The sequence below is a fragment of the Streptomyces sp. NPDC048643 genome (genome assembly GCF_040650615.1).
GTDB lineage: Bacteria > Actinomycetota > Actinomycetes > Streptomycetales > Streptomycetaceae > Streptomyces.
Genome location: NZ_JBEZHO010000055.1, coordinates 29,952 through 52,648 on the forward strand (window position 1 = coordinate 29,952; position 22,697 = coordinate 52,648).

The window sequence follows — 22,697 nt, forward strand, 5'->3', positions numbered from 1 at the left end:
AGGAGTGCCGCCCGGTTTCCGTGGCCGATGACGCCCTGCGGTCGTGCGGTCCCGCACCCGGTCCGCGTACGTGAGGGAGACGGCCATGGCCGATCCCAAGGGGTTCATGACCACGCCGCGCGAGGAGTATCCGCGCCGGCCCGTCGAAGAGCGTGTGCGGGACTGGAACGAGGTGTACGTCCCCGGGGCCCTGCTGCCGATCGTCAGCCGGCAGGCCGACCGGTGCATGGACTGCGGTGTCCCCTTCTGCCACGAGGCGTGCCCGTTGGGCAATCTGATCCCCGAGTGGAACGACCTCGTCTCCCGTGACGACTGGCGGGCGGCGAGCGACCGCCTGCACGCCACGAACAACTTCCCCGAGTTCACCGGGCGGTTGTGCCCCGCGCCCTGCGAGGCGGGCTGTGTCCTGGCGATCAACCAGCCCGCGGTGACCATCAAGAACGTCGAGGTCGCCATCGCCGACCGCGCCTGGGAGGACGGGCTCACCCCGCCGCGGCCGCCGGACCGGCTGTCGGGCCGCACCGTGGCGATCGTGGGATCGGGGCCCACCGGCCTCGCCGCGGCGCAGCAGCTGACGCGGGCCGGGCACACCGTCGCCGTGTACGAGCGCTCGGACCGGATCGGCGGCCTGCTGCGGTACGGGATCCCCGCGTTCAAGATGGAGAAGCGGCAGTTGAACCGGAGGTTGGCCCAGATGCGGGCGGAGGGGACCAAGTTCCGTACGTCGACGGTCATCGGCACCGATCTCGGGGCGCGGGATCTCACGTCCCGCTACGACGCCGTGATTCTCGCGACGGGCGCCACCGCCTGGCGTGATCTGGAGGTGCCGGGGCGGGAGTTGTCCGGCATCCATCAGGCCATGGAGTACCTGCCGCTGGCCGACCGGGTGTGCGAGGGGGACCTGGAGGTCTCCCCGCTGTCGGCGGCGGGCCGGCACGTGGTGATCGTGGGGGGCGGCGACACCGGGGCGGACTGTCTGGGGACGGCGGTGCGCGAGGGTGCCGCGTCGGTCACGCAGCTCGACATCTACGCGCAGCCGGAGGTCGCGCGCGACGAGGACGTCGAGCCGTGGCCGACGTATCCGAAGATCTACCGGCTCTCCGGCGCGCACGAGGAGGCCGGGGCGCTGGGGACGGCGCCCGCCGCGCACGCGGACGCGCGGCTTTTCGCGGCGTCCACGCTGCGCTTCACCGGCGACGAGCAGGGCCGGGTGCGGTCGCTGCACCTCGTCGAGGTCGACGCGGGGCGCCGGCCGGTCGCCGGTTCCGAACGGATGCTGCCCGCCGACCTCGTTCTGCTCGCGCTCGGCTTCTCCGGACCCGACCGGCACGACGGCCTGATCGACCAGCTGGGCCTGGCACTTGAGCCGCGCGGCACGATCGCGCGGGGCCCGGACTTCGCCACGAACGTCCCCGGTGTGTACGCCGCCGGTGACGCGGCACGCGGCCAGTCGCTCATCGTGTGGGCCATTGCCGAGGGCAGGGCGGTCGCCGCGGCCGTGGACCGCGCGCTCAGCGGGGCGGACCGGCTGCGCCTGCCGGCCCCGATCGGCCCGTACGACCGTCCGATGACCGCGTGAGCGGCCGACGCCCGACCGCGCTCCACGGCCACGGCGGTCGCGACGACGACGCCGCGCCTCAGCGGCGCTCGTCGGTTCCGGCCACCTTGGCCGTCGACAGGGCGACCCGGTTCCAGGTGTTGATCGTGAGGATCAGGGCGAGGACGTGCCCCAGTTCGGCGTCGTCGAAGTGGGCGGCGGCCTCGGCGTAGACGTCGTCGGGCACGCCCGCGTCGGCGACACGCGTCACGGCCTCCGTCAGGGCGAGGGCGGCCTGCTCCTTCGGCGTGAAGAAGTGACGGGCCTCGCGCCACACCGCGACCATGTGCAGCCGGTCCTCGCTCTCCCCGGCCTTGCGGGCGTCGTTGGTGTGCATGTGGAGGCAGTACGCGCAGTGGTTGAGGTGCGAGGCACGGATCTGGATCAGTTCGACGAGGGCCGGGTCGAGCCCCTCCCGGGCCGCCGCGTCGAAGCCGACGAGCGCGCGGAAGACCTTCGGCGCGGCCTTCGCGAAGTCGATCCGCCCGGTCCCGCCGTTGCCGGTCCCGGCCGTGGCGGTGGCTCCCGCGGTGGTCGTGTCGGTCGTCGCCGCGGTGTTCGTGTTCGTCGTCATGACCATGAATCTACGCGGCGGAAAGACCGGCGGTAGGGTGCATTTCCATGACGGATTCATGGGTCAATTCCGCGGAACGGATCGGAGCCGACCTGCACCTCGACCTGTCGGGTCCGGGCGGGCGCAGGGCCGCGCTGACCCGCGCGCTGCGCGAGGCCGTACGCGGCGGGCGGCTCGCGCCGGACACCCGGCTGCCGCCGTACCGCTCGCTCGCCGCGGACCTCGGGGTCGCGCGCAACACGGTCGCCGACGCGTACGCCGAACTCGTCGCCGAGGGCTGGCTGACCGCACGGCAGGGCTCGGGCACCCGGGTCGCGGCCGGTGTCGCTCCCCCGCCCGGCAGACGGCGCCGGGACGCTCCCGTGCCCGTACCGGAGAAGGCCGCGTCCCGTGCGCGGGGCCCCCGGCACGATCTGCGGCAGGGCACACCGGACGTGTCGTCGTTCCCGCGCGCGGCCTGGCTGGCGTCCTACCGCCGCGCGCTGCAGCAGGCGCCCAACGAGTCCTTCGGGCCCGGCGATCCGGCCGGACGGATCGAACTGCGGGAGGCGCTCGCCGAGTACCTGGCACGCGCGCGCGGGGTGCGCGCGGAACCCGGACGGATCGTGATCTGCTCGGGGTTCGCGCACGCCCTGCGGCTGCTCTTCCCCCAGGTCCTGCGGGGCCCGCTGGCCGTCGAGTCGTACGGCCTCGGCTTTCACCGCGAGCTGCTGGCCGCCGCCTCCGTACGGACCGTGCCCCTGCCGCTGGACGGGGACGGCGCCCAGGTCGGCGCGTTGGGGCGGGAGCGGGCCGTGCTGCTCACGCCCGCGCACCAGTTCCCGACCGGAGGACCACTGCACGCCGAGCGGCGCGCGGCGGTGATCGACTGGGCCCGCGCGCGGGACGGGGTGATCCTGGAGGACGACTACGACGGGGAGTTCCGCTACGACCGCCGGCCGGTGGGGGCGTTGCAGGGGCTGGACCCGGAGCGTGTGGTGCACATCGGCTCGGTCAGCAAGAGCCTGTCACCGGCGCTGCGGCTCGGCTGGATGGTCCTGCCGGAGCGGTTTGTGGACGCCGTCCTGGAGGTCAAGGGGGAACGGGAGGCGTGGGCGAGCGTGTTGGAGCAGCTGGCCCTCGCCGACTTCGTCGACTCGGGGTCCTACGACCGGCATGTGCGGCGGATGCGGCAGCGGTACCGGGGGCGACGCGACCGGCTCGTCGCCGCGCTCGCCGAGCGGGCTCCGCACGTCGAGGTCACGGGGATCGCGGCGGGACTGCACGCGGTGCTGCGGCTGCCGCCGGGAACGGAGGGGCCTACGGTGGAGGCGGCGGCCCTCCGGGGAGTCCCGCTCGACGGGCTCGCCGGCTTCCGGCACCCGGAGGCGGTGACGTCCGCGCCGGACGGGCTGGTGGTGGGGTACGCGACACCCGCGGAACACGCGTACGGGGCGGCCTTGGAAGCACTGTGCGGCGCGCTGCCACCGGGGTGAGCGCGCCGCGCACGGGGCGGGCGCGCAACTCCTGCTGCTACTCGGTGCGTTCGTCGCGGAGTCTCCGGGGGCCCGCGTCTCGGTGTCGGATCATGTCGGCATCACATTCAGGACGTTCGGAGAAAAGAGAACCCAAGTCGTTCAGGAGAGAAGGAAGTCCGCCTCTCCCGCTTTCGCGCCCTGGATGAACGCCGTCATCTCACCCGGCGTGTAGATGAGGGCGGGACCGTCCGGGTCCGCCGACTGGCGCACGGCGATCCGGCCGTCGGCGAGCTTCATCGCCTCCAGGCAGTTCCCGCCGTTGCCGCCGCTCCACGGCTTGTGCCAGCCCTCGCTGCCCAGTTCACGGGCGGGCATTCCGTTGTAGATGCGCAACTGGCCTGCCCGCGTGTGCATGCGTTCCGGCTTGATGCGTTCCATTCACAGCTCCTTGCGGAGATCCCGGAGGATCTCCTTCGTGCGATGTGCCGTGGCGGCCTGCGCCGCCATGCGGTCCATGACCTCCAGGTGGGTCGCCACCTCGGAACGCGCGTCCAGGTAGACGGCGCCGGTCAGGTACTCGCTGTAGACCATGTCCGGGAGTTCCGGCATGGCGAACCGGAACAGCACGAACGGCCCGTACGTGCCGGGGTGCGGGCCGTTGGAGAACGGCATCACCTGCAACGTCACGTTGGGCAGCTCCGTGACCTCCAGCAGCTTGTCGATCTGCGCGCGCATGACCTCGGGGCCGCCGATGGCGCGGCGCAGGGCCGTCTCGTCCATCACGGCCCAGATCCGGGGCGCGTCGTCCCGGGTGAGGAGGTCCTGGCGCTGCATGCGCAGGGCCACGTGGCGCTCGATGTCCTCGGGGCGGGTCTGCCCGATGGCACCCGCCTTCATGACGCCGCGGGCGTAGTCCTCGGTCTGCATCAGGCCCGGCACGAAGTGGGGTTCGTAGGAGCGCAGAAGGGCCGCCGCGCCCTCCAGGCTGACGTGCATGGAGAACCAGTCCGGCAGGATGTCGTGGAACCGCTGCCACCAGCCGGGCTTGTTGGCGTCCTCCGCCAGTTGGACGAAGGCCTCCGCCTCCTCGTCGCTGACGCCGTACGACTTCAGCAGCAGCTGGAGGTACGGAATTTTGAGGGAGACCTCCGCCATCTCCATCCGGCGGACCGTGGCCGGGGCGACACGCAGGATGCGTGCGGCCTCCTCACGCTTGAGACCCGCGCGTTCCCGCAGGTCCAGCAGTCGCCGACCGAGGACGACCTGGCCGACCGTCGGCGCGGACCGCGGTTCGCTCACGTCCACCTCCACTGAATCCGGACAGCCCGGGCGGCGCCGTTCGGGTTCTTCCTCGTCTTCCTCGACGATCCCAACTGGCGCCGCTCGGGATGCTGTTGCGAGCAGTGTGCCACGCGCCTCCACGGCGTCATACAGCACTCTGCATTTTTCAGAGTGACACTTGCCAAGTGTTCACGGCGGGGCGATAGTGGCAAGCGTGATTCCGTCCGCGCCGTTAGGAACAGACACCGCCGAAGACCGGTTCGGTCTCCGCGCCGCCCGAGGGCATCGCCCCGGCGCGGCCGCCGAACGGCGGTTCCGCTTCGAGCTGGCCGCACACCCCGGCTCCGTGGCCCAGGCGAGACGTCTGACCAGGTCCCGCTTGTCCGGCTGGTCGGTGTGCGAGGACACCTGCGACACGGCGGCCCTCGTGGTCTCCGAGCTGGTCACCAACGCGATCGTGCACGCCGCCGGGCAACGCGTCGTGTGCGAACTGCACGACGCCGACGACCTGGTGCGCATAGCCGTGTGTGACGAGGGATGCGCGCCGGGTGAACCGCGCCCCTCGTCGGAACAGCCGGACGAGGAGCACGGGAGGGGATTGCTTCTCGTCGCGGCGGTGTCCAGGGCCTGGGGGGCCCAGGACACCGGGCCCGGCCTGCTGGTGTGGGCGGAGCTCGCGCGCTCGGCAGGCCGGGCCCACGAAAACGCCGAAGGCGACGTGGAGGCCGTGCCGGACGCGGCCCACCACGTCGGTCTGGACGACCTGGACCGGCTCGAAGCCGCTTTCGAGGCCGGTTCCGCACCGGCAGCACCGCCCGTCGTACCGCGCGACACGCGGCACGACGGCACGGCACCGGACCGTGCCGCCCAGCCGGACCACGCGTTTCCGGATCGGACGCGGCCGGACCACGCCGGCCGGGTCGACGGCTCGCCCGACGAGGACACCCGCCCGCGGGCCGATCTGGGCTGGAGCGCGAAGAAGCCGCCGAACGACGGTCGGGGGACCGGGGCGGAGGGAGCGGAGGGGTCCTGGAGGACAGGAACCGTGGGGGTTCCCCGGGACCCCTCCGCCCCCAGCCGGAATCAGGATCGGGATCGGGATCGGGATCGGAGGAGTCTGTGAGGCGTACGTCGACGGCGGGACTCGCGACGCAGGCCATGAGCCTGGACACGCTGGTCCGGATGAAGCGCGGGCAACGCGTGCCCGGGCCGTCGAGACGTCTTCCCGTCCCCGAGGGCATGACGGTGCCACTGGGCTGTGACGCGGTGTCGGTGCCCGCCCGCCTCGGACCGCTGCTGCTGCCGCGGCTGCCGCGTGTGGGTTGCGTCTACGCGGACCCGGCCCACTGGTGGTGGATCGTTCCCTCCGACTCCGACGTCGCCCTGGAATGGCCGGCGCCCGCTCACTACGCCACGGGGGCCGTCGTGCCCGACGCGCCGCAGATTCCCGGGCTCATCCACAAACCGGATGGCACGCTTCCGTACACCCCGCCGATTCCCCTGTATCTGGCCGTGTGTCGGGTGACGGGGACGACACCCGTCTGGTCGCGTCCGATCAGCGCCTGAGCCACCCCGTAGGCCACTCGACCGGCTGTCCGCCGACGGTCCGGGGGCTCGCGGGGACCACCCGCCGGCGTCACGGGTGCGCCCGGAGTGCGCCGACCGCCGCCGAACGCCACCGGCCACGCGGATGGAGCGGCGCGTTCCCGGGGAAGGGCCCGTGCGGGCCTGCCCGGGAGGGGCCTTGCCCGCAGCCCCCCCCGGGGGAGGCCACTGGTGGAGAATCCCGCACCCCAGCGCAGCAGGCGGAGGAAGAGGTCACCGCGGAAGCGGAAGCGCAGTGACGAGGGACCTCCGTCGTCGGACTCCGAGCGCCTGCTGTTCGGCGGACCGCTCCGCTACGACATGGGCTGGCCCCAACACGCCGACGCCTTCCTGGAGTTGAACCTCCGGGCGATGGTGGCGCGGCTTCCGTCGCTGCTCGCGTCCAGCTTTCGCCTCGCCTGGACGGCGGATCCGCGCGCGGCACGGGCGGTGGTGACGGCCGAGGTGGCGCGGGGCGGCACCCAGGCCGTCGGTCTGCTCGCCGTCAACAGCGTGCTGGGGCGGCGGATGGCGAGCGGCCCGGTCGACGACCGGCTGCGGGGAGCGGTTCCGGCCCTGATCACGATGGCCGCCGTGATGCTGGTCGGCACGCTGCTGCGCGCTGCCTCGACGTACGCCACGGGCCGGCTGGAGCCGAAGGCCGAGCTGGAGGTCTTCGAGAAGATCAGGGCTCTGGCGGGAACGGGACAGACGGTCGTCCTCATCACGCACCGGCTGGCGTCCGTACGCCGTGCCGATCTCGTGCACGTCCTGGACCAGGGCCGGCTCGTGGAGTCCGGGACCCCGGACGAGCTGCCGGCCACGGGCGGGGTCTACGCGGAGCTGTACGCGTTGCAGGCCGACCAGTTCACGGTGAGGCTGCCCGCCCTCAAACGCGGCTGAGCGTCACGGTCCCGGCCGGTCCCGCGCGCGTTCCGCGCCCCGCTCGCCTCGCTCACGTCGGTCCGCCTCACTCGCCCAGGTCGCTCCCGCCGCCGACGACGACGAGAAACGTGTCGGAGGTGAGGTCCATGACGACCTCGACGGTCTGGCCCTCCTTGCGGCGCGCCTGCGCGAACTCCTCCGCGGGCCACGACCCGCGCGGTCCGCCGGCCGGAAAGCGCTCAAGCACCATTCGCCCGTTCACCCTGTACCTCCATGTCGCGCTGCTCTTCAAGAGTTAAACGCCTGCCAGAGGGTGAACGACTCGGGAAGTGACAGTACTGAGACGAAGCCGACACCGGGTCACGGAGCCCGATGTGGCCTGCGACACAGCACCGAAAGGGCGAAACCAGCAGGTCAGCTGGGTGGAGCAGCCTCGTCCGCAGGGCGGAGCCGGTGACTTCAGTCGTCGTACTCGTCGTGGTACCGGATGCGTTCACTCCCTGCGGGCGCCCCCAGTGCGGACGCGCGCCCCCTGGGCTCCTCCCACTCCTCCCGACGCCCCAGCGCGGTGAGGTCGAGGAGGGAGGTCGTGGACCCGAGCCCGTCGAGACCGCGCTCGTACGTGGAGTACGTGTGGAAGACCCGGTCCCGGTCCCGCAGGAAGCAGCTCACCCCCGGCCGCTCGGAAGGCTCGTCGCCGCCGAACGAGACCTGGAAGTCGTGGTTGAAGTCGCTCTCGTACGACGAGTACCAGGGCACCGTCCAGCCCATGCGCGCCTTGAACGGCAGGATCTTCGTGTACGGCGCCCGGGACACGACGGCGAACTCGGTGCCGCGGGCCCGCAGATGGGCGAGGTGACCGATCTGGTCGAGGAAGCCCGAGCAGCTGCGGCAGCCGGCGTCCCAGTCGGGGGCGAACATGAAGTGCTGGACGACGAGTTGCTCCCGTCCGCGGAAGAGGTCGATCAGGGTCGCCTTGCCGTCGCCCGTCTCGAAGACGTACTCCTTGTCGATCTCGACCATCGGCAGGCCGCGCCGCGCCGCGTTCAGCGCGTCCCGGGCGCGTGTGGCCGCCTTCTCTCTGACCAGCAGTTCCTCGCGTGCGGCGCGCCACTCCTCGCGCGAGACGATCTCCGGAAGCGTCATGTGCCCCTCCAACGGAACGGTGCCTGCTCCGTGGTGACCGGCGGGAGGACCGGAACTCATCGGCGTTCCGTGGATTTCTTTTTTCGCGGTTCTGCGAGGCCGTTCTCCGAAGAGGTCAGCCTCCGGCGGTCACCGGGGCCGGCCGTGCGGGGGCCGGGCGCAGGCCCACGCGCTCGCGGTGCTCGGCCAGTTCACCGAGGAGCTGGGTGACGCGCTCGGTGTGGTGGGGAGCGAGCCGGCCGGTGTCGTCGAGCTGTACGGCGCACGCGGTGGCGGTGTCGACGAGGCGTTCCAGGGTGACGGCTACGTCGTCCGTGCCCGCGGAGTGCCGAGCCAGGGAGGGGAGTTCGGCTGCGGCCAGCTCGATGGCGGTCCGGGCCTCGGCCAGGGCGCGATAGGCCTCCCGGCGCAGCACCCAGCGGCCGGTGCGGTCGTCGGCCGTTCCCTGGTCGAGGACGTGGGCGAGGTAGTCGTCGGCTGCCTGGGTGGCCCGGGTGAGCCGGGCCCGTACGGTGCCGCCGCGCTGCCCGAGGGTCGGCAGGTGCCCGACGACCAGCACGATCGCGCAGGCCAGCAGTGTCTCGCCGAGGCGGTTCCAGGAGGCCTGCGGTTCCCCGCCGACCATCACGAGGGCGAGGACCAGGACGGTGACGACGGCGGTCTGGGCGGCGAAGTGCCGGGTGGCGACGGGGATGAGGGCGCCGCTGAGCGCGACGAGGGCGACGAGCCCCCCGGGCCGGGGCAGCACGACCGCGAGGCCCGCGAACGCGACCGCGCCGAGCACGGTGCCCGCCGCCCGGCACAGCACGCGGGAGGCGAGCGGTCCGAGGTCCGGCTTGACGAGGAAGACGGCGGTCGCGGGGAGCCAGTACCAGTGCGGGTGGTTGCCGTACCAGCGGGCGTGGTGGAGCGCCTGGGCGACGGCGACGGCGGCCCCGAAGCTGAGGGCGACCCGGATCCCGTACTCGCGTCCGCCGGAGCCGAGGGCGGTGCGCAGATGGGAGACGGCCGTGCGGCGCCGGGCGTGCAGGGCGTCCCCGGAGCCCCGGTCGAAGGTGTCGGCGGCGTGCAGCAGCGCGTCGTGGAGGGCGCGCAGCGCGGGGGCGACGGAGGTGTCGTACCGCGGGCGGGAGCGGCTGCCGGGGACGGCGGGGGCGGGCAGCGGCCCGGTGGGGGCACCGGTGCGGACGGCGTCGGCGAGCCGCCGGGATCCTTCCGCGGCCCGTTCGGGCAGGGGTTCGCCCGCCCAGGCGAGGGCGGTGGCGGCCTCGGCGAGGGGCAGTGCTGCGGCGTACTGCGCGTGCAGTCGCCGTTCGGCGGCGGAACTCGCGTACCGCCGCAGCCGGGGTCCGGTGAGGGCGTCCTGGGCCTGGTCGAGGGCGGCGGTGAGCGCCATGCGGGCCCGGGGCGCGTCCGGGCCGCCGGCCGTGAGCAGCAGCCGGGCGACGGCGTCGTACACGCCCGCGACGGCGTGCCGCTCGCCGTCGAAGCGGTAGTCGCCGGCGCTCACGGCCGTCGTCGGCAGGGCGAGGCGCAGGCCGAGGAGCCAGGCCGCGCCCCCGAGATAGAGGAGCGCGCGCTGCCATCCCGGTTCGGGCAGCGGCATGCCTGCGCCGATGGCCGAGGCGACGAGCAGCTGGGTCCCGGCACCGGAGGCGACGGGTCCGATCGCGCTGACGGCTCCGGCCAGCAGCCCGAGCGCGGTGAGGACGAGGGTGAGGGTGACGGCGCCGGTGTGCTGACCGGTGTACGAGCCGACGAGCAGCCCCGCGGCTCCGGCGAGGGCGGGCACGCCGAGCCGTTCGACGGCGACGCGCCGGCTTCCCGGCCGGTCGTTGATCCCGGCGAACATGGCGCCGAGGGCGGCGACGACTCCGAGGGAGGTACGGCCGCTCAGGACGGCCGCGAGCAGCAGCGGTCCGGCGGTGAGCGCACCGCGCACGACCGCGCTCCAGGGCACGGGTCCGCGCTGTGCGCGCAGGGTGTGGGCGAGCCAGGGCGGTACGGCGACGCGGGTAGGGCGCACGGGGCTCCTGTCGGACGAGGCGGGTGCCTTCGGGCGACGTCGGCCGGGCTGGTGCGCTTCCTACGGTACTGCGCGTTGCCGGTGGAAAGTGATCGCGTACATGTCCGCGGTGTGACAGTTCACGGGAGGGCCGGAGAAGAAGACGGAGGAGGAGCGGGTCCGAGGGCGTAGCCGGCCCCCGGACCCTGGAAGTGCCACCATGTCGCACGCCGGCACGCTTGAGGACCCAGGTCAGTCGTTATGTCGCCGCGTCCTGCCTTTGGACCACCACGCATCGAGCTGCGCGGGCTGGACTTGAACCAGCATTTCGACGTCTGGGGCCCGGGCCCGGTCGATCCGGCGATCGGCGGCGAATGCTGAGTCTGGAGCAAGAGTCTGAGATTGATCACGGTCTGCCTCTGCCGGATTGGGCTACCGCGGCTCGTGGGCACTCGGTGGAGTGCCGCTGGTGCCGCGGGGAGGGCTCGAACCTCCACTGGAACCGTGCATTCACGACAAGCTTCAGGTTCAGCTTGCGCTCCTCGCGCACCCCGGCCGTGATGCTTTGGCCGGGGAGTTTCAGAGGCTACTCCTGTGCGAACAGGTAGCCGAACACCGCATCTCCCACCCGCTGGTCGACGACGTCCTCGCCGTTGGCCTCCTCGCGGGCGAACTTGACGGCCTGCTGCAACTTCTCGACCCGGTCGAGGAGTTGGTTCACCCGGCGGGCGGGCAGGGCGCCGGAGAACTTGACGGTGGTCCAGTAGCCGACGGGGATGTCCTCGTAGTACACCTCGACCTGGGCCGGGTGCTTCTCGGTGGCCTCGGCCTTGACGTGGTTGCGGGGGACCTTCTTCGTGCGCAGGGTCCGCACCGGCTCCGTCTTCCAGGCGTCGGTGGACGGGTCGCGCACCCAGGACTCGGAGGCGTCGAGGACGGGCAGCTTGCGTACGAACGTGTTGAGGTCGGTGAGCTGCTTCTCCAGGAAGAGGAGGTACGACACCGGTACGCCGGGGACGAGCACGCGTCCGTCGACCTTCACGTCGGCCCGCGCGGTGCAGTTGGCCCAGTCCTTGGTGGCGGTCACGTCGAACAGCCGGGTCAGGGTCGCCGCGGTGTCCCGCAGTACGTCCTCGGCCTGCACCTGCACCCGGGTGGACTCGGGCGGGAGCTGCTCGCCCTCCTCGTCCTTCGGCTGGTAGGTCCGCGAGATGCCGGCGAGCAACGCCGGCTTCTGGAGCCCGTGATGAGCAGCCGTCAGGTCCTGGTGGGACTTGGACTTGATGCCCTTCTCGACTGCGATGATCTGATTGAGTTTCGCCACGTCGGTGACCGTAGCAGCGCCAACGGGGCTTGTTCGACGCATTATTCGTACGGAGGGTGCGGCGCGGCCTGTTCGGCGGCGGCGAACAGTCTCTCGGCGGCGGCGAGGGTGGCGGCGAGCACCTCGGGGTCCCGCCGCGCGCGCTCGGCCAGGTCGTCGACCCCTCTGAGCCCGGCCCGCTCCAGCAGTCGCTTCTCGTTCGTCACCCACTCGCCGCGCGCCGCGAGCACTCCGTGACCGGTCTGCGCGGCGGCCGTCGCCAGGGCGCCCAGCGCCTCCGTGAGGCGGCCGGCGGGGGCGTGGTTGGCCAGCGCGTAGGAGAGATTGGCGCGCGCACTGCCGAACCAGCGCGCCGAGGCGTGCGCGCGGAGTGCGGGCGGGTAGCCGCGGGGGCGCGGGATGTCGTCACCGCGCAGGACACGGTTGACGGCGAGTTCGGCGACGATCAGGTACGTGGGGATGCCCGCGAGGTGGAAGAGGAGCGGTTCGATCTCGAACCGGCCCGCCTCCGCTTCGGCCGACGCGCGCTCCACGACGTCGAGATCACGGTAGTGGACGTCGATCCGGCGCCCGTCGACGGTGAGCCAGGCACCGCCGTTGAACACGCCGCCGCCCCAGCCGCCGATCTCGGAGACCTCCCCCGGCCAGCCGACGGCCCTGAGGTCCTCGGGGTCGAACGCCTCCCGGTAGTAGACCGCGAGGTCCCAGTCGCTGTCCGGCCGATGCGTGCCCTGCGCGCGCGACCCCCCGAGCGCGACGGACCGGACGCCGGGGAGGGCGAGGAGCCGGTCGGCGACCCGGTCGAGGAACGCGTCGTCATCCGTGGTCGGCCGATCCGGCCTCCCGTTCTCGGTGTGCATGGCAGAGAGGATGCGCACCGCCGGCCTCGGGCGTCGAGTGGATTTCCCCGGGAAACCGGCTGCGGGATCCCCGGTCCGTGGCGCATCATCGGCGGGTTGCCCGCCGCTCCCGCATCCGTCCGTCGCCCTCATCTCCTCGACCGGAGCCTCCATGATCCAGCGCGTCACCGTCCCCACCCTCTTCGCGCCGCCCGTCTACGCGCACGCCTCCGTCGTCGAGGCCGGGACACGGCTGGCCTTTCTCGCCGGGTCCGTGCCGCTCGACGTCGACGGGAAGCTGGTCGGGCCGGGCGATCCCGTGCGGCAGGCCGTGCAGGTGCTGGCCAACCTGGACGAGCAACTGCGCGCCGTCGGGAGCGACATGGCGCACGTCGTGTCGACCGACGTCTACGTCGTGAGCGGCGAGGCGGCGGCGCTGTCCGCCGTCTGGGAGGTCGTCCAGGAGTCCGGGCTCAGTGTCGGCCCGCACTCCTCGACCCTGCTGGGCGTCGCCTGCCTCGGGTACGCCGGACAGCTGGTGGAGATCACGGCGACCGCGGTCGTACCGGACACCCTGTAGCGCCGTCAGCCGCGCGAGTTGGCGGCCAGTTCCAGCGCGTAGGACGGCCACCACCGGCCCGCGGCCGGGCCGCCGCGGCAGGTGCCGTCGGACTCGCCCGGCCGCTTGATCCACAGGTAGGCGTCGATCAGCGCGTCTCCGGTGCGCCGGGTCGGTGGCCGGCCGAGGGCACGGCCCGGTGGGTTGCACCAGAGGTCGGTCCCGGGCCCGGGGTGCGGGCCGTTGCCGTTGCGGCTGGTGTCGATGACGAGGCGGGTGCCACCGAGCAGGCCCGAGAGTCGTCTCCCGTAGGCCGACGTGGCTTGATCCGTATGGAAGTTGGAGACGTTCAGGGCGACGCCGTCCGCGCGCGCGACGCCCGAGGACCGCAGCGGGCCGACGAGTTCGGCGGGGTCCGGGATCCAGCCGGGGTTGCCCGCGTCGAGGTAGACGTGGGTGCCGGGCTGCCGCCCCAGGCGGTCGACGGCGTACGCCAGCAGCGCGTACCGCTCCGCCGGGACGACCTGGGCGCAGCCGGCCACGGTGTGGGGTACGGCGTCCGGTTCGACGACGACGTACGCGCCCCGGTCGCCGAGGCCCGCGGCGAAGGCGTCGATCCAGGAGCGGTAGGCAGCCGCGCTCGGGGCTCCCCCGGCGGAGTGGGCGCCGCAGTCGCGGTGCGGGATGTAGTACGCGACGAGGACGGCCGTGCGCTTCTGGCGCGCGGCGGCCGTCGTGCGGTCCCGGACGGCCGCCGCGGGGTCCGGACCGGTGAGCCACTCCGCCTGGGGGCGGGCGGCGATGCGGTCCATCAGGTGGGCGTCGGCCGTGAGACCGGCGGCGCGCCATGCGACGGCCTGCCGTGCCGCGGGCGATCCCGGTTCGACGAAGAAGGGTTCGTCGTCGGGGGCGCCGCTCCGGCCGGTGGGTCCGGCAGCGTCGTGGCCGGTCCCGGTACCCGTCGGCCCGGCGGTGTCGTGGCCGGCGCCGGTCGCGCAGGCCGCCCCCGTGCCGCACACCGCCGCCAGCACGGCGGCGGCGACCAACGCTCTGACCAGCGGCACGAGCGGCTCCGTTCGGTGGCGCCGGTGCGGGCCACCGGTCCGGCCGTCGGACCGGTGGCCGGTCCTCCGGCGAGTCTGCGGCCGGCGTCCTCCGCCGGTGGCCCGGCGCCGTCCGGGTCGCCGCGGGATCACCCCGTCGGAGGGGGGTCTCCGGGCGCCGGTCGGCCCCAGGTGCGGCGTTTGGACAGCGGTCGCGCGTAGCCGCCCGTCCGGCTCGTGGTCAGCCCGAGGGACACCAGCGACTCGGCGAGCTTGACCGCCGCCGCGACGCCGTCGACCACGGGGATCCCGAGTTTCTCGCCGACCGCCTGTTGCAGCCCGGTCATCCCTGCGCAGCCCAGGACGAGGACTTCGGCACCGGCCTCCCGGGCCCGTTCCGCCGCGGTCACGAAGGCGTCCTGGGTGCGCTGGGTGTCGCCCAGGTCGAGGACGCCGAGTCCGGTGCCGACGACGGCGGCGCAGTTCTGGGCGACTCCGGCCGCGTGCAGGCTGTCCTCGATCTGGCCGCGGGAGCGTTCCAGGGTGGTGACGACGCCGTAGCGGCGGCCGAGGAGACAGGCGAGGTGGGCCGCCGCCTCCGTGATGTCCACGACCGGGACGTCGAGGAGTTCGCGGGCCCCCTCCCGGCCGTGCTCTCCGAAACCGGCCAGCACGACGGCGTCGTACGGGCCCTCGTAGGTGCGCAGGGTGTCGAGGACGGCCGCCGCCGAGAGGTAGCTGTCGAGCCAGCCCTCCGCGGACTCGGGCCCCCAGGCGGGGGTGAGGCCGAGCACGGTGGTGCCCGGGCCTGCGGCGGCCTGGGCACCTCGTACGATCTCCTCGGTCATCTCCTGCGTCGTGTTGCAGTTGGTGACGACGATCCGCACGCTCAGCCCTCCACGGGAACGGTGTCGGAGGCGGGAGCCGGTTCGGTGGCGGCCCGCTCGGCGCGGCACAGCAGCGCGTACAGCCCGGCCGCCATCGCCGTGCCGATGAACCAGGAGTACGGGGCCACGTCGCTGAAGTCCTTCACCAGGGCGAGGACCGCGGCCACCGCCGCCGAGGGCAGGAACGCCCACAGGGCCTTGGGGTTGACGCCCCGGCGGTAGTAATAACGGCTGCCGGGCCGGGCGTTGAAGAGCTGCTCCACGTCGACGTTGCCGCGCTTGACCCAGTAGTAGTCGAGCATGATCACCCCGAACAGCGGTCCCAGGAAGGCGCCGAGGCCGCCGAGGAAGTAGTTGACGACGGTGGGGTTGGAGAAGAGGTTCCAGGGGGTGACGACCAGGGCGGCGACGGTGCTGATCATGCCGCCGACCTTGAAGGTGATCTTCTGCGGCCAGACGTTGGCGAGGTCGTACGCCGGGGAGACGAAGTTGGCGACGATGTTGACGCCCATGGTGGCGATGGCGAAGGTCAGGGCGCCGAGGACGAGGACCCAGGTGTTGCCGACCTTGGCGACGAGGAGCGCCGGGTCGGTGATGGCCTCGCCGAACGCCTCGATGGAGCCCGCCGTGACGATGACGGACACGATCACGAAGGCCGTGGAGTTGATGGGCAGGCCCCAGAAGTTGCCGCGCCGCACGGTCTTGTAGCTGGGCGCGAAGCGGGAGAAGTCGCAGAAGTTGAGCATCAGCGTGCCGTAGGTGGCGAGGATCAGCCCGACCGCGCCGAACCACTGCCGCCACTGCTCGCCGACCGGCACCGGGTGCGGGGTCGCGGTGAGCGAGATGCTCCAGCCGGCCTTCGCCAGAACCCAGATCGCGAGCGCGATCATCACGAGCCAGATCGCGGGTCCGCAGAAGTCCTGGAACTTGCGGACCGACTCCATGCCCTGACTGATGATCAGCGCCTGGACCAGCCACAGGGAGACGAAGGACGTCCAGCCGAGCGCGTCCAGGCCGAGGAAGGAGTGGTGGGTCCAGGACTCCAGACCGGGCCAGGCCGCGAGCAGCATGACGTTGACGGCGACGGACGCCAGGTAGGTCTGGATGCCGTACCACATGATGGCGATGACGGCCCTGATCAGCGCGGGGATGTTGGCGCCCCAGACGCCGAAGCTGATGCGGCTGACGACCGGGAAGGGGACGCCGGTGCGCTGTCCGACGCGGCCCATCAGGTTCATCCCGGCGTAGATGATCACGAAGCCCACGAGCAGGGAGGTGAAGATCTGCCAGACGTTCATGCCAAGGACCAACAGGCCCGCCGCGAACGTGTAGTTGCCGAGGTTGTGGACGTCGGACATCCACATGGCGAAGAGGTCGAAGACCTTCCAGTTCCGCTTCTCGGCGGGTGCGAGGTCTTCGTTCGTGAGCCGAGGGTCGGGGACGAACGCTGGTGCGCCGGTGGCTTCGGCGCGATCGGCGAGGGACACGGGGCCTCCATGGACGAGGGGACGGAGGGTGGCTTTGCGTGTGCGGGCATCCGAGCGAGGCGTGTTTGGTATACCAAACTGCCGACATGGTCCCGCCGTCAACCGTTCCGACCGATGTCCTCGCGGTTACGGCTCCGTAAAACACCCCCGGAGTCGGCGAAGATGGGCCCATGACGAAGATCGACCCCCTGGGCACGGACCCGGACCGCTCCGGCGAGGCGCCCCGGCGTCCCGGCGAGGCGCGGGTGCCCGCGGGCGGGGAGCGGGAGCCGCTCGGAGCCGTGCGCGAGCGGGTCCTGGCGACCCTGCGGCAGGAGATCATCGCCGGGCGGCTGCGCCCGGGCGACCGGCTGGTCGAGCGCGAACTGGCCGAGCGGTTCGGGGTCTCCCGGGTCCCGGTCCGTGAGGCGATCCGCGCCCTGGTCGCCGAGGGCTTCGTCCTCTTCGAGACCCCGCGCCGCACCGTCGTACGCCGGCTCACCCCGACGGATGTCGCCGAACTCTTCGAACTGCGCGAGGCGTTGGAGGTCTACGCGGCCGGTCTCGCGGCGTCACGGGCCACCCCGGAGGCGCTGGCAGAACTCGCCGCCCTGCTCGACCGCGCGGCCGTCGCGACCCACGCCGACGACGCGGAGGCCATCACCGACATCAACACCGCGTTCCACGACCGGATTCTCGCGATGGCCGGCAACAGCCTGCTGATCTCCGTCATGGAACCGGTGGACGGCCGGCTGCGCTGGCTCACCCGGCAGAACGAGGAGTGGCCCCAACTCCTCACCGAACACCGCGAGCTGTACAAGGCCGTCGCGTCCGGCGACCCCGAGCGGGCCCGCGCCCAAGCCCTCACCCACGTCCAGGCCAACTACCGCTCGACGGTGCGCCATCTGTTCGGCGAGACCTGACGCGGTCACGTACGGACGTCTGCGGCGCCGCCTTCGGGAGCCCGGCCGGTGTACCGCGCAGACGCGGCGCGCGTCCGACAGACGCGGACGCCCGGCGCGGCCGCCGAGGCCGCCGGCCGGCGCGTCGTGGCTGTGCCTGCCGCGTGCCGCGCTCGCCCCTGAGCCCGGCTGCCCTCGCCCCGCACGTGCCCGCGGGGCTCGTCTGGATCTCCGTGTAGGTGCCGTCGATGAGTCCGCCCCGCGGCGGCGTCATCCCACCGCGTACCGGTCCGTGGCCGCGACCAGCGCCTCCACGATCCCGGCGGCTCCCGCGTTGTGCCCGGCGTCGTCGACGACCACCAACTCGCTGCCGTGCCACGCCTGATGGAGCCGCCACACGATGCCGAGCAGGTTCCCGAGGTCCAGGCTCCCCTGCACCAGCGTGCCGGGAACGCCGTCGAGCAGGGGCGCGTCCCGCAGGACGACACCCTCGTCGTTGCCGCCCCCGAGGAAGTGGTCGTTGCCCCAGTAGTGCGTGACGGTGCGGGCGAAGGCCATCCGGAAGACGGGGTCCTCGTAGCGCTCCACCGAGCGCGGCGGCGCGGGGACGATCGCCGTCTCCCAGTCGGTCCAGGCCCGGGCGGCCCGCTCCCGCACCCCGGGGTCGGGCGACTCGATCAACCTGCCGTAGGCGGCGGCGAGGTTCCCGGCGCGTTCGTGCTCCGGCAGCCCGGCGAGGAACCTCGCGAAGTCCTCGGGAAAGATCCGCCCAAGTCCCCGGGTCAGCAGGCCCACTTCGGCGTTGGAGCCGGTCGTCACCCCGGTCAGCACCAGCTCTGACACGGCGTGCGGATGCGTCTGCGCGTACCGCAGCCCCAGCGCCGAGCCCCACGACACCCCCCACACCAGCCAGCGACCGACCCCGAGGTGGGCACGGAGCGCCTCCAGGTCGCCGATCAGGTGCGCGGTCGTGTTGACGGACATGTCGGTGGCGGGATCGCTCGCGTGCGGGGTGGAACGACCGCTGCCACGCTGGTCGAGCAGGACGATGCGGTACTTCGCCGGATCGCAGAAGCGCCGGAAGTACGGAGTGCAGCCCGACCCCGGGCCGCCGTGCAGCATGAGCGCGGGCTTGCCGTGGGGGTTGCCGCAGACCTCCCAGTACACGCGGTTGCCGTCACCGACGTCGAGCATGCCGTGGTCGTACGGTTCGATCTCCGGATACAGGGCCATCGCGCGAGGCTAACCCGGGTCCGGCAGGGTCGGCAGCCCCGCGGTGCGGGCCGCCGTGCGCAGAACGTCCCGGAGCATCGCGGGAGTGAGCTTTCCGGTGAAGGTGTTCCGCTGGCTCACGTGGAAGCACCCGAAGAGTTCGAGGGGGCCGGCGCCGTCCGGGTCCGGCGGCCGCTCCAGCGTGACGTGTGCCCCGTGGCCGAACACCGGCCGGGGACGGGGGACTTCCCACCCGGACGCGGCGAAGGCGGGCAGCGCGGCCTGCCAGCCGAAGGCACCGAGGACGACCACGGCCCGCAGCGTGGGCCGCATCAGCTCCAGCTCCTGGACGAGCCAGGGGCGGCAGGTGTCGCGCTCCTCGGGCGTGGGCTTGTTGGCGGGCGGTGCGCAGTGCACGGGTGAGGTGATGCGGACGCCGTACAGCTCCAGGCCGTCGTCCGCGCGGACCGAGGTGCCCTGGGAGGCCAGGCCGATGTCGTGCAGTGCCGCGTAGAGCACATCGCCGGACCGGTCCCCCGTGAACATCCGGCCGGTGCGGTTCCCGCCGTGCGCCGCGGGCGCGAGCCCGATGACGAGGAGGGAGGCGTCGGCCGGGCCGAAGCCGGGCACCGGGCGCCCCCAGTACGTCTCGTCGGCGAAGGCGGCCCGCTTGGTCGCGGCCACCTCCTCGCGCCAGGCGACGAGCCGCGGGCAGGCCCGGCAGCCCGCTATCCGCGCGTCCAGCCGCTCCAGTCCGACAGCCCCGTCCGGCCCGGGATCACCGATCACCATGCCTCCACCGTACGACCGCACCGGGCCTCCTCGCGGCCTAGGTCATCGCCGCCCCGACGGCGAGGAAGCCGCAGATCAGCAGGAAGAGGATGGCGAGAAGGGGCCAGACGAAGCGCAGGTACTTGTCGTAGCCGACCTTGGCGAGGGCGACGCCGCCGATGGTGACGGCGGTGGTGGGGACCCAGAGGTTCATCCAGCCGCTGGCGGACTGCCAGGCGGTGACGACGACGGCGCGGGAGACGCCCGCGAAGTCGGCGAGCGGGGCGAGGATCGGCATGGCGAGGGTCGCGTGGCCGGAGGTCGAGGGGATGAGGAAGGCGAGCGGCAGGTTCACGACGAAGACGATGATCGCGAACAGGCTGGAGGAGGTGCCCTGCACGACACCCTCGATGGAGTGCAGCACCGTGTCCGTGATCTTCGAGTTGTTCATGATCACGGTGACCCCGCGGGCCAGCACGATCACCAGCGCGGGCGAGATGAAGTCCGCGGCGCCCTGGATGATCGTCGCGCTCAGCTTCTGCTCGCCCATCCGCGCCACCACCCCGACCAGCACGGCCGCGCACAGGAACAGCGCGGCCAGCTCGGGGAAGGACCAGCCGAGCTCGAATCCGTAGGGCCGCGCGTCCGCCTTGCCGGTGAGCGCGCTGGACCACGGGACGACCGAGAAGATCATGAAGGCGAAGACCAGCACCGTGGTGGCGAGGACCGCCTTGTGCAGGCCGGTCAGTTCGGGCACCTCACCGGCCGCGTCCCGCGCGTGCTCGCGGTCCCCCGGCAGGAAGCCGGTGATCGACCGCTCCGGCCGCTTCTGCACCCGCCGCGCGTACCGGATCACGTACGCGACGGTGACCGCCGTCAGCACGACCCACATCACGAACCGGAGCACGATGCCGTCACCGAGCGAGATGTCGGCGGCGGACGAGGCCACGCCCGTCGCGAAGGGGTTCACCGTCGAGCACAGCACCCCGATGCCCGCGCCGAGGATGATCGTGCCGACCGCCACCATCCGGTCGTAGCCGAGCGCCAGCATCAACGGCACGATCAGGCCGTAGAACCCGAGGGTCTCCTCGGCGAATCCCTCGACCGTGCCGAGCACCGAGAACACCACCATGATGCCCGCGATGAGCAACGCCCCTCGCGTACGCAGCCGGTGGGCGAGCAGACCGATGCCCCGGTCGAGCGCCCCGGTGGCGAACACCACGGTGATGAACGCTCCGATGGCGAGCACGAAGAGGAACACGCCCGCGCTGCCGTACAGTTCACCGGCGAAGTCGGGCCCGACCTGCGCCGTCTTCTCGTCCAGGATGCCGTAGAGGCCGTTGACGGGTGACAGGAAAAGGTCGTTGAGGCGGTCGACGAAGCTCTGGCCGGAGTCGACGCGGTGGTAGGTGCCCTGGATCGGCCTGCCCTCGGACGTGCGGTCGTACTGTCCGGCGGGGATCAGGAACGCCAGCGCCCACACGGCGATCGTGACGATCGCGAGGACGGTCAGCGCGCTCGGGAAGGTGAACCTGCGCCTGTGCGGCGGCTCTTGGGTGTCCGACGGCTTGGTCTCGGTGGGGGTGCTCATCGCGCGGCGACCTCCCCCGACGCGGCGGTCACGGTGGGGCCGCCCGTGACCGAGCGGGGCGCACCGGCGGTCATGAGGCGGCTCCCGGCCGGAAGCCGGCCGCGTACTCCCGTACGAACGCGCACATCGCCACCACCGTGTTGCGCAGCTCCGAGAAGAGGACGCGTTCGTTGGGGGCGTGCAGGTTGCACATGCTGTCCTGGGCACCGAACAGCAGCACCTCGGCGTCGGGAGCGGCCCGCGCGAGCCCGTTGACCAGCGGGATGGACCCGCCGGTCGCCACGTACGACGCGTCCTCGCCCCAGGCCTCGCGCAGCGCGGTGAGCGCCGCCCGGTAGGCGGGGCCGCCCCTCGACGCCTCGTAGCCCGGCCCGGTGTCGCCCGGTGTGACGGTGAGCGGGACGCCGAACGGCCGCAGCGCGCGCAGATGATCGACCAGCAGTCCCTGTGCCTCCTTCGCGTCCTGGCGCGGGTGGAAGCGGAGGTTGAGCTTGGCGCGGGCGTACGGCACGACGGCCGACGCCGCGTGTTCGACGCTCGGCGCGTCCAACCCGATCACCGTGATCGCGGGGCCGCTCCACAGCCGCTCCCCGAGGCTTCCGCTGCCGATCAGCGGCACGCCGTCGCGCACCCCCGCGAGGTCGCGGAACTCGTCCTCGGTGTACGTCGTCCCGCTCCACTCCTCGCGCCGCAGCCCCGCCACGGCCACGTCGCCGTGCACGTCGTGCAGCGTGGACAGCGCGTTCAGCAGCACGAGCAGGGCGTCCGGTGCCGCTCCCCCGAACTCCCCGCTGTGCCGAGGCTCCTGGAGGGTGCGCACTTCGACGACGACCTCGGACGCGCCCCGCAGTCCGGTGGTGAGGGTGGGAGTGCCGGGGCGGAGATTGCCCAGGTCGGCGATGACCATCGCGTCGCACGCGAACCGTTCGGGGTCGCTCGGCGGATAGTCGTCGAAGGGGCTGCCGTACTCCTCCTGGCCCTCGAAGACGATCTTCACTCCGACCGGTGGCCGCCCCTCGTAGGCCCGCAGCATGCCCAGGTGGGCGATCACGTTCGACTTGTCGTCGGCGATACCGCGCGCCCGCAGACCGCCCTCGACGGGCGTCGGCTCGAAGGGCGCCGACAGCCACAGCTTCTCGTCGCCGGGCGGCTGCACGTCGTAGTGCGAGTAGAGGAGGACCGTCGGCGCGTCCGGGCTCGGCGGCGGGATCTCCGCGAAGATCACGGGAGCCGTGTCGGGGAGGTCGATCCGCTCGACGCGCTCCACCCCGACGTCGCGCAGCATCCCTACGAGGAGGTCGTGGGCCTCCCGCACCGGCTCGGCGGGGAATCCGGGGAACGCGACGGAGGGGATCGCCGCGAGCCGTTCCAGATCGGCGCGGAGGCCGTCCATCAACGCGTCGACCTTCGCTGCTGTGTCCACCGCGGTCCCCTCTGTCGTTCTCCGGACGGCCTCACCCGTCAGCCTCGGCGCACTCCGGGGCCGCCGCATCCGGGGTGGCCCGTGCGACGGAAAAGCCGTGCGGTGCCCCGGACGACGGGCGTTAGAGTCGGAACATGGCTTCTCAGGACGC

At 72.5% G+C, this 22,697-nt stretch carries 20 protein-coding genes, 1 tRNA gene and 2 pseudogenes; 7 read left to right on the forward strand and 16 right to left on the reverse strand.

Annotation, left to right across the window (positions count from 1 at the left end; translation table 11 throughout):
- The first annotated feature begins 85 nt into the window (after nucleotides 1-85).
- Nucleotides 86-1,579 (forward strand): glutamate synthase subunit beta, encoded by a 1,494-nt coding sequence (locus AB0C62_RS35455; protein ID WP_362980361.1) that lies wholly within the window; start codon nucleotides 86-88, stop codon nucleotides 1,577-1,579.
- A gap of 58 nt (nucleotides 1,580-1,637) precedes the next feature.
- Here the strand turns inward: AB0C62_RS35455 and AB0C62_RS35460 are convergent, their stop codons facing one another.
- Entirely contained in the window at nucleotides 1,638-2,171 is a 534-nt protein-coding gene (locus AB0C62_RS35460; protein ID WP_362980363.1) for a carboxymuconolactone decarboxylase family protein, read from the reverse strand.
- A gap of 47 nt (nucleotides 2,172-2,218) precedes the next feature.
- Between AB0C62_RS35460 and AB0C62_RS35465 the strand changes: the two genes are divergently transcribed.
- A complete protein-coding gene (locus tag AB0C62_RS35465; RefSeq protein WP_362980365.1) occupies nucleotides 2,219-3,646 on the forward strand; it encodes a PLP-dependent aminotransferase family protein in 1,428 nt (475 codons plus the stop codon).
- 141 nt (nucleotides 3,647-3,787) lie between these two features.
- Here the strand turns inward: AB0C62_RS35465 and AB0C62_RS35470 are convergent, their stop codons facing one another.
- A complete protein-coding gene (locus AB0C62_RS35470) occupies nucleotides 3,788-4,066 on the reverse strand; it encodes a DUF397 domain-containing protein (protein WP_362980367.1) in 279 nt (92 codons plus the stop codon).
- Nucleotides 4,067-4,927: a helix-turn-helix transcriptional regulator gene (locus tag AB0C62_RS35475; RefSeq protein ID WP_362980369.1), complete on the reverse strand. Its 861-nt coding sequence runs from the start codon at nucleotides 4,925-4,927 to the stop codon at nucleotides 4,067-4,069. It abuts the gene before it with no gap.
- A 187-nt stretch (nucleotides 4,928-5,114) separates the two neighbouring features.
- On the opposite strand from AB0C62_RS35475, the pseudogene AB0C62_RS35480 reads away from it, so the two are divergent.
- From AB0C62_RS35480 to AB0C62_RS35490, 3 genes and pseudogenes are all read left to right on the forward strand, one after another.
- A pseudogene (locus tag AB0C62_RS35480) lies at nucleotides 5,115-5,597 on the forward strand (ATP-binding protein); the annotation flags it as partial.
- Nucleotides 5,598-6,067: 470 nt separating this feature from the next.
- The gene (locus AB0C62_RS35485; RefSeq protein WP_081224085.1) at nucleotides 6,068-6,475 is read left to right on the forward strand and encodes a hypothetical protein; all 408 of its coding nucleotides are present in this window, start codon (nucleotides 6,068-6,070) and stop codon (nucleotides 6,473-6,475) included.
- 339 nt (nucleotides 6,476-6,814) lie between these two features.
- Nucleotides 6,815-7,159 (forward strand): annotated as a pseudogene (locus tag AB0C62_RS35490) (ABC transporter ATP-binding protein); the annotation flags it as partial.
- Between the two features lie 304 nt (nucleotides 7,160-7,463).
- Here the strand turns inward: AB0C62_RS35490 and AB0C62_RS35495 are convergent.
- From AB0C62_RS35495 to AB0C62_RS35520, 6 genes are all read right to left on the reverse strand, one after another.
- Complete coding sequence (locus tag AB0C62_RS35495) at nucleotides 7,464-7,640, reverse strand: hypothetical protein (RefSeq protein WP_362980371.1); 177 nt, start codon at nucleotides 7,638-7,640, stop codon at nucleotides 7,464-7,466.
- Nucleotides 7,641-7,837: 197 nt separating this feature from the next.
- Complete coding sequence (locus AB0C62_RS35500; RefSeq protein ID WP_362980373.1) at nucleotides 7,838-8,524, reverse strand: DUF899 domain-containing protein; 687 nt, start codon at nucleotides 8,522-8,524, stop codon at nucleotides 7,838-7,840.
- A gap of 115 nt (nucleotides 8,525-8,639) precedes the next feature.
- A complete protein-coding gene (locus AB0C62_RS35505) occupies nucleotides 8,640-10,550 on the reverse strand; it encodes an FUSC family protein (RefSeq protein ID WP_362980375.1) in 1,911 nt (636 codons plus the stop codon).
- A gap of 280 nt (nucleotides 10,551-10,830) precedes the next feature.
- Nucleotides 10,831-10,971 (reverse strand) — tRNA-Leu (locus AB0C62_RS35510).
- Nucleotides 10,972-11,115: 144 nt separating this feature from the next.
- The gene (locus AB0C62_RS35515; RefSeq protein ID WP_164375455.1) at nucleotides 11,116-11,853 is read right to left on the reverse strand and encodes a hypothetical protein; all 738 of its coding nucleotides are present in this window, start codon (nucleotides 11,851-11,853) and stop codon (nucleotides 11,116-11,118) included.
- Nucleotides 11,854-11,894: 41 nt separating this feature from the next.
- Nucleotides 11,895-12,713 carry a nucleotidyltransferase domain-containing protein gene (locus tag AB0C62_RS35520; RefSeq protein ID WP_362980377.1) on the reverse strand — a complete coding sequence of 273 codons (819 nt, stop codon included), beginning with the start codon at nucleotides 12,711-12,713 and terminating at the stop codon, nucleotides 11,895-11,897.
- Between the two features lie 151 nt (nucleotides 12,714-12,864).
- Between AB0C62_RS35520 and AB0C62_RS35525 the strand changes: the two genes are divergently transcribed.
- Entirely contained in the window at nucleotides 12,865-13,272 is a 408-nt protein-coding gene (locus AB0C62_RS35525) for a RidA family protein (RefSeq protein ID WP_362980379.1), read from the forward strand.
- A gap of 5 nt (nucleotides 13,273-13,277) precedes the next feature.
- On the opposite strand, the gene AB0C62_RS35530 is transcribed toward AB0C62_RS35525, so the two are convergent.
- The 3 genes from AB0C62_RS35530 to AB0C62_RS35540 all read right to left on the reverse strand — a co-directional run bounded on the left by AB0C62_RS35530 (nucleotide 13,278) and on the right by AB0C62_RS35540 (nucleotide 16,668).
- Nucleotides 13,278-14,315, reverse strand: coding sequence for a glycoside hydrolase family 6 protein (locus AB0C62_RS35530; protein ID WP_362980381.1), 1,038 nt, complete (start codon nucleotides 14,313-14,315; stop codon nucleotides 13,278-13,280).
- A 128-nt stretch (nucleotides 14,316-14,443) separates the two neighbouring features.
- On the reverse strand, nucleotides 14,444-15,181 hold the full coding sequence (locus AB0C62_RS35535) for an aspartate/glutamate racemase family protein (protein WP_362980383.1): 738 nt from the start codon (nucleotides 15,179-15,181) through the stop codon (nucleotides 14,444-14,446).
- Nucleotides 15,182-15,183: 2 nt separating this feature from the next.
- Nucleotides 15,184-16,668, reverse strand: coding sequence for an NCS1 family nucleobase:cation symporter-1 (locus tag AB0C62_RS35540; protein WP_362980385.1), 1,485 nt, complete (start codon nucleotides 16,666-16,668; stop codon nucleotides 15,184-15,186).
- Nucleotides 16,669-16,838: 170 nt separating this feature from the next.
- Here AB0C62_RS35540 and AB0C62_RS35545 point away from each other — a divergent pair, with 170 nt between their 5' ends.
- Nucleotides 16,839-17,570 carry a GntR family transcriptional regulator gene (locus AB0C62_RS35545; protein WP_362980387.1) on the forward strand — a complete coding sequence of 244 codons (732 nt, stop codon included), beginning with the start codon at nucleotides 16,839-16,841 and terminating at the stop codon, nucleotides 17,568-17,570.
- A 249-nt stretch (nucleotides 17,571-17,819) separates the two neighbouring features.
- Here the strand turns inward: AB0C62_RS35545 and pip are convergent, their stop codons facing one another.
- The 4 genes from pip to AB0C62_RS35565 form a co-directional block, all read right to left on the reverse strand.
- Complete coding sequence (pip, locus tag AB0C62_RS35550) at nucleotides 17,820-18,782, reverse strand: prolyl aminopeptidase (RefSeq protein WP_362980388.1); 963 nt, start codon at nucleotides 18,780-18,782, stop codon at nucleotides 17,820-17,822.
- Nucleotides 18,783-18,791: 9 nt separating this feature from the next.
- Nucleotides 18,792-19,553 carry a uracil-DNA glycosylase gene (locus AB0C62_RS35555; RefSeq protein WP_362980390.1) on the reverse strand — a complete coding sequence of 254 codons (762 nt, stop codon included), beginning with the start codon at nucleotides 19,551-19,553 and terminating at the stop codon, nucleotides 18,792-18,794.
- Nucleotides 19,554-19,590: 37 nt separating this feature from the next.
- Nucleotides 19,591-21,123 carry a YfcC family protein gene (locus AB0C62_RS35560; RefSeq protein ID WP_362980392.1) on the reverse strand — a complete coding sequence of 511 codons (1,533 nt, stop codon included), beginning with the start codon at nucleotides 21,121-21,123 and terminating at the stop codon, nucleotides 19,591-19,593.
- A gap of 70 nt (nucleotides 21,124-21,193) precedes the next feature.
- Complete coding sequence (locus AB0C62_RS35565; protein ID WP_362980394.1) at nucleotides 21,194-22,546, reverse strand: M20/M25/M40 family metallo-hydrolase; 1,353 nt, start codon at nucleotides 22,544-22,546, stop codon at nucleotides 21,194-21,196.
- Between the last annotated feature and the right edge of the window lie 151 nt (nucleotides 22,547-22,697).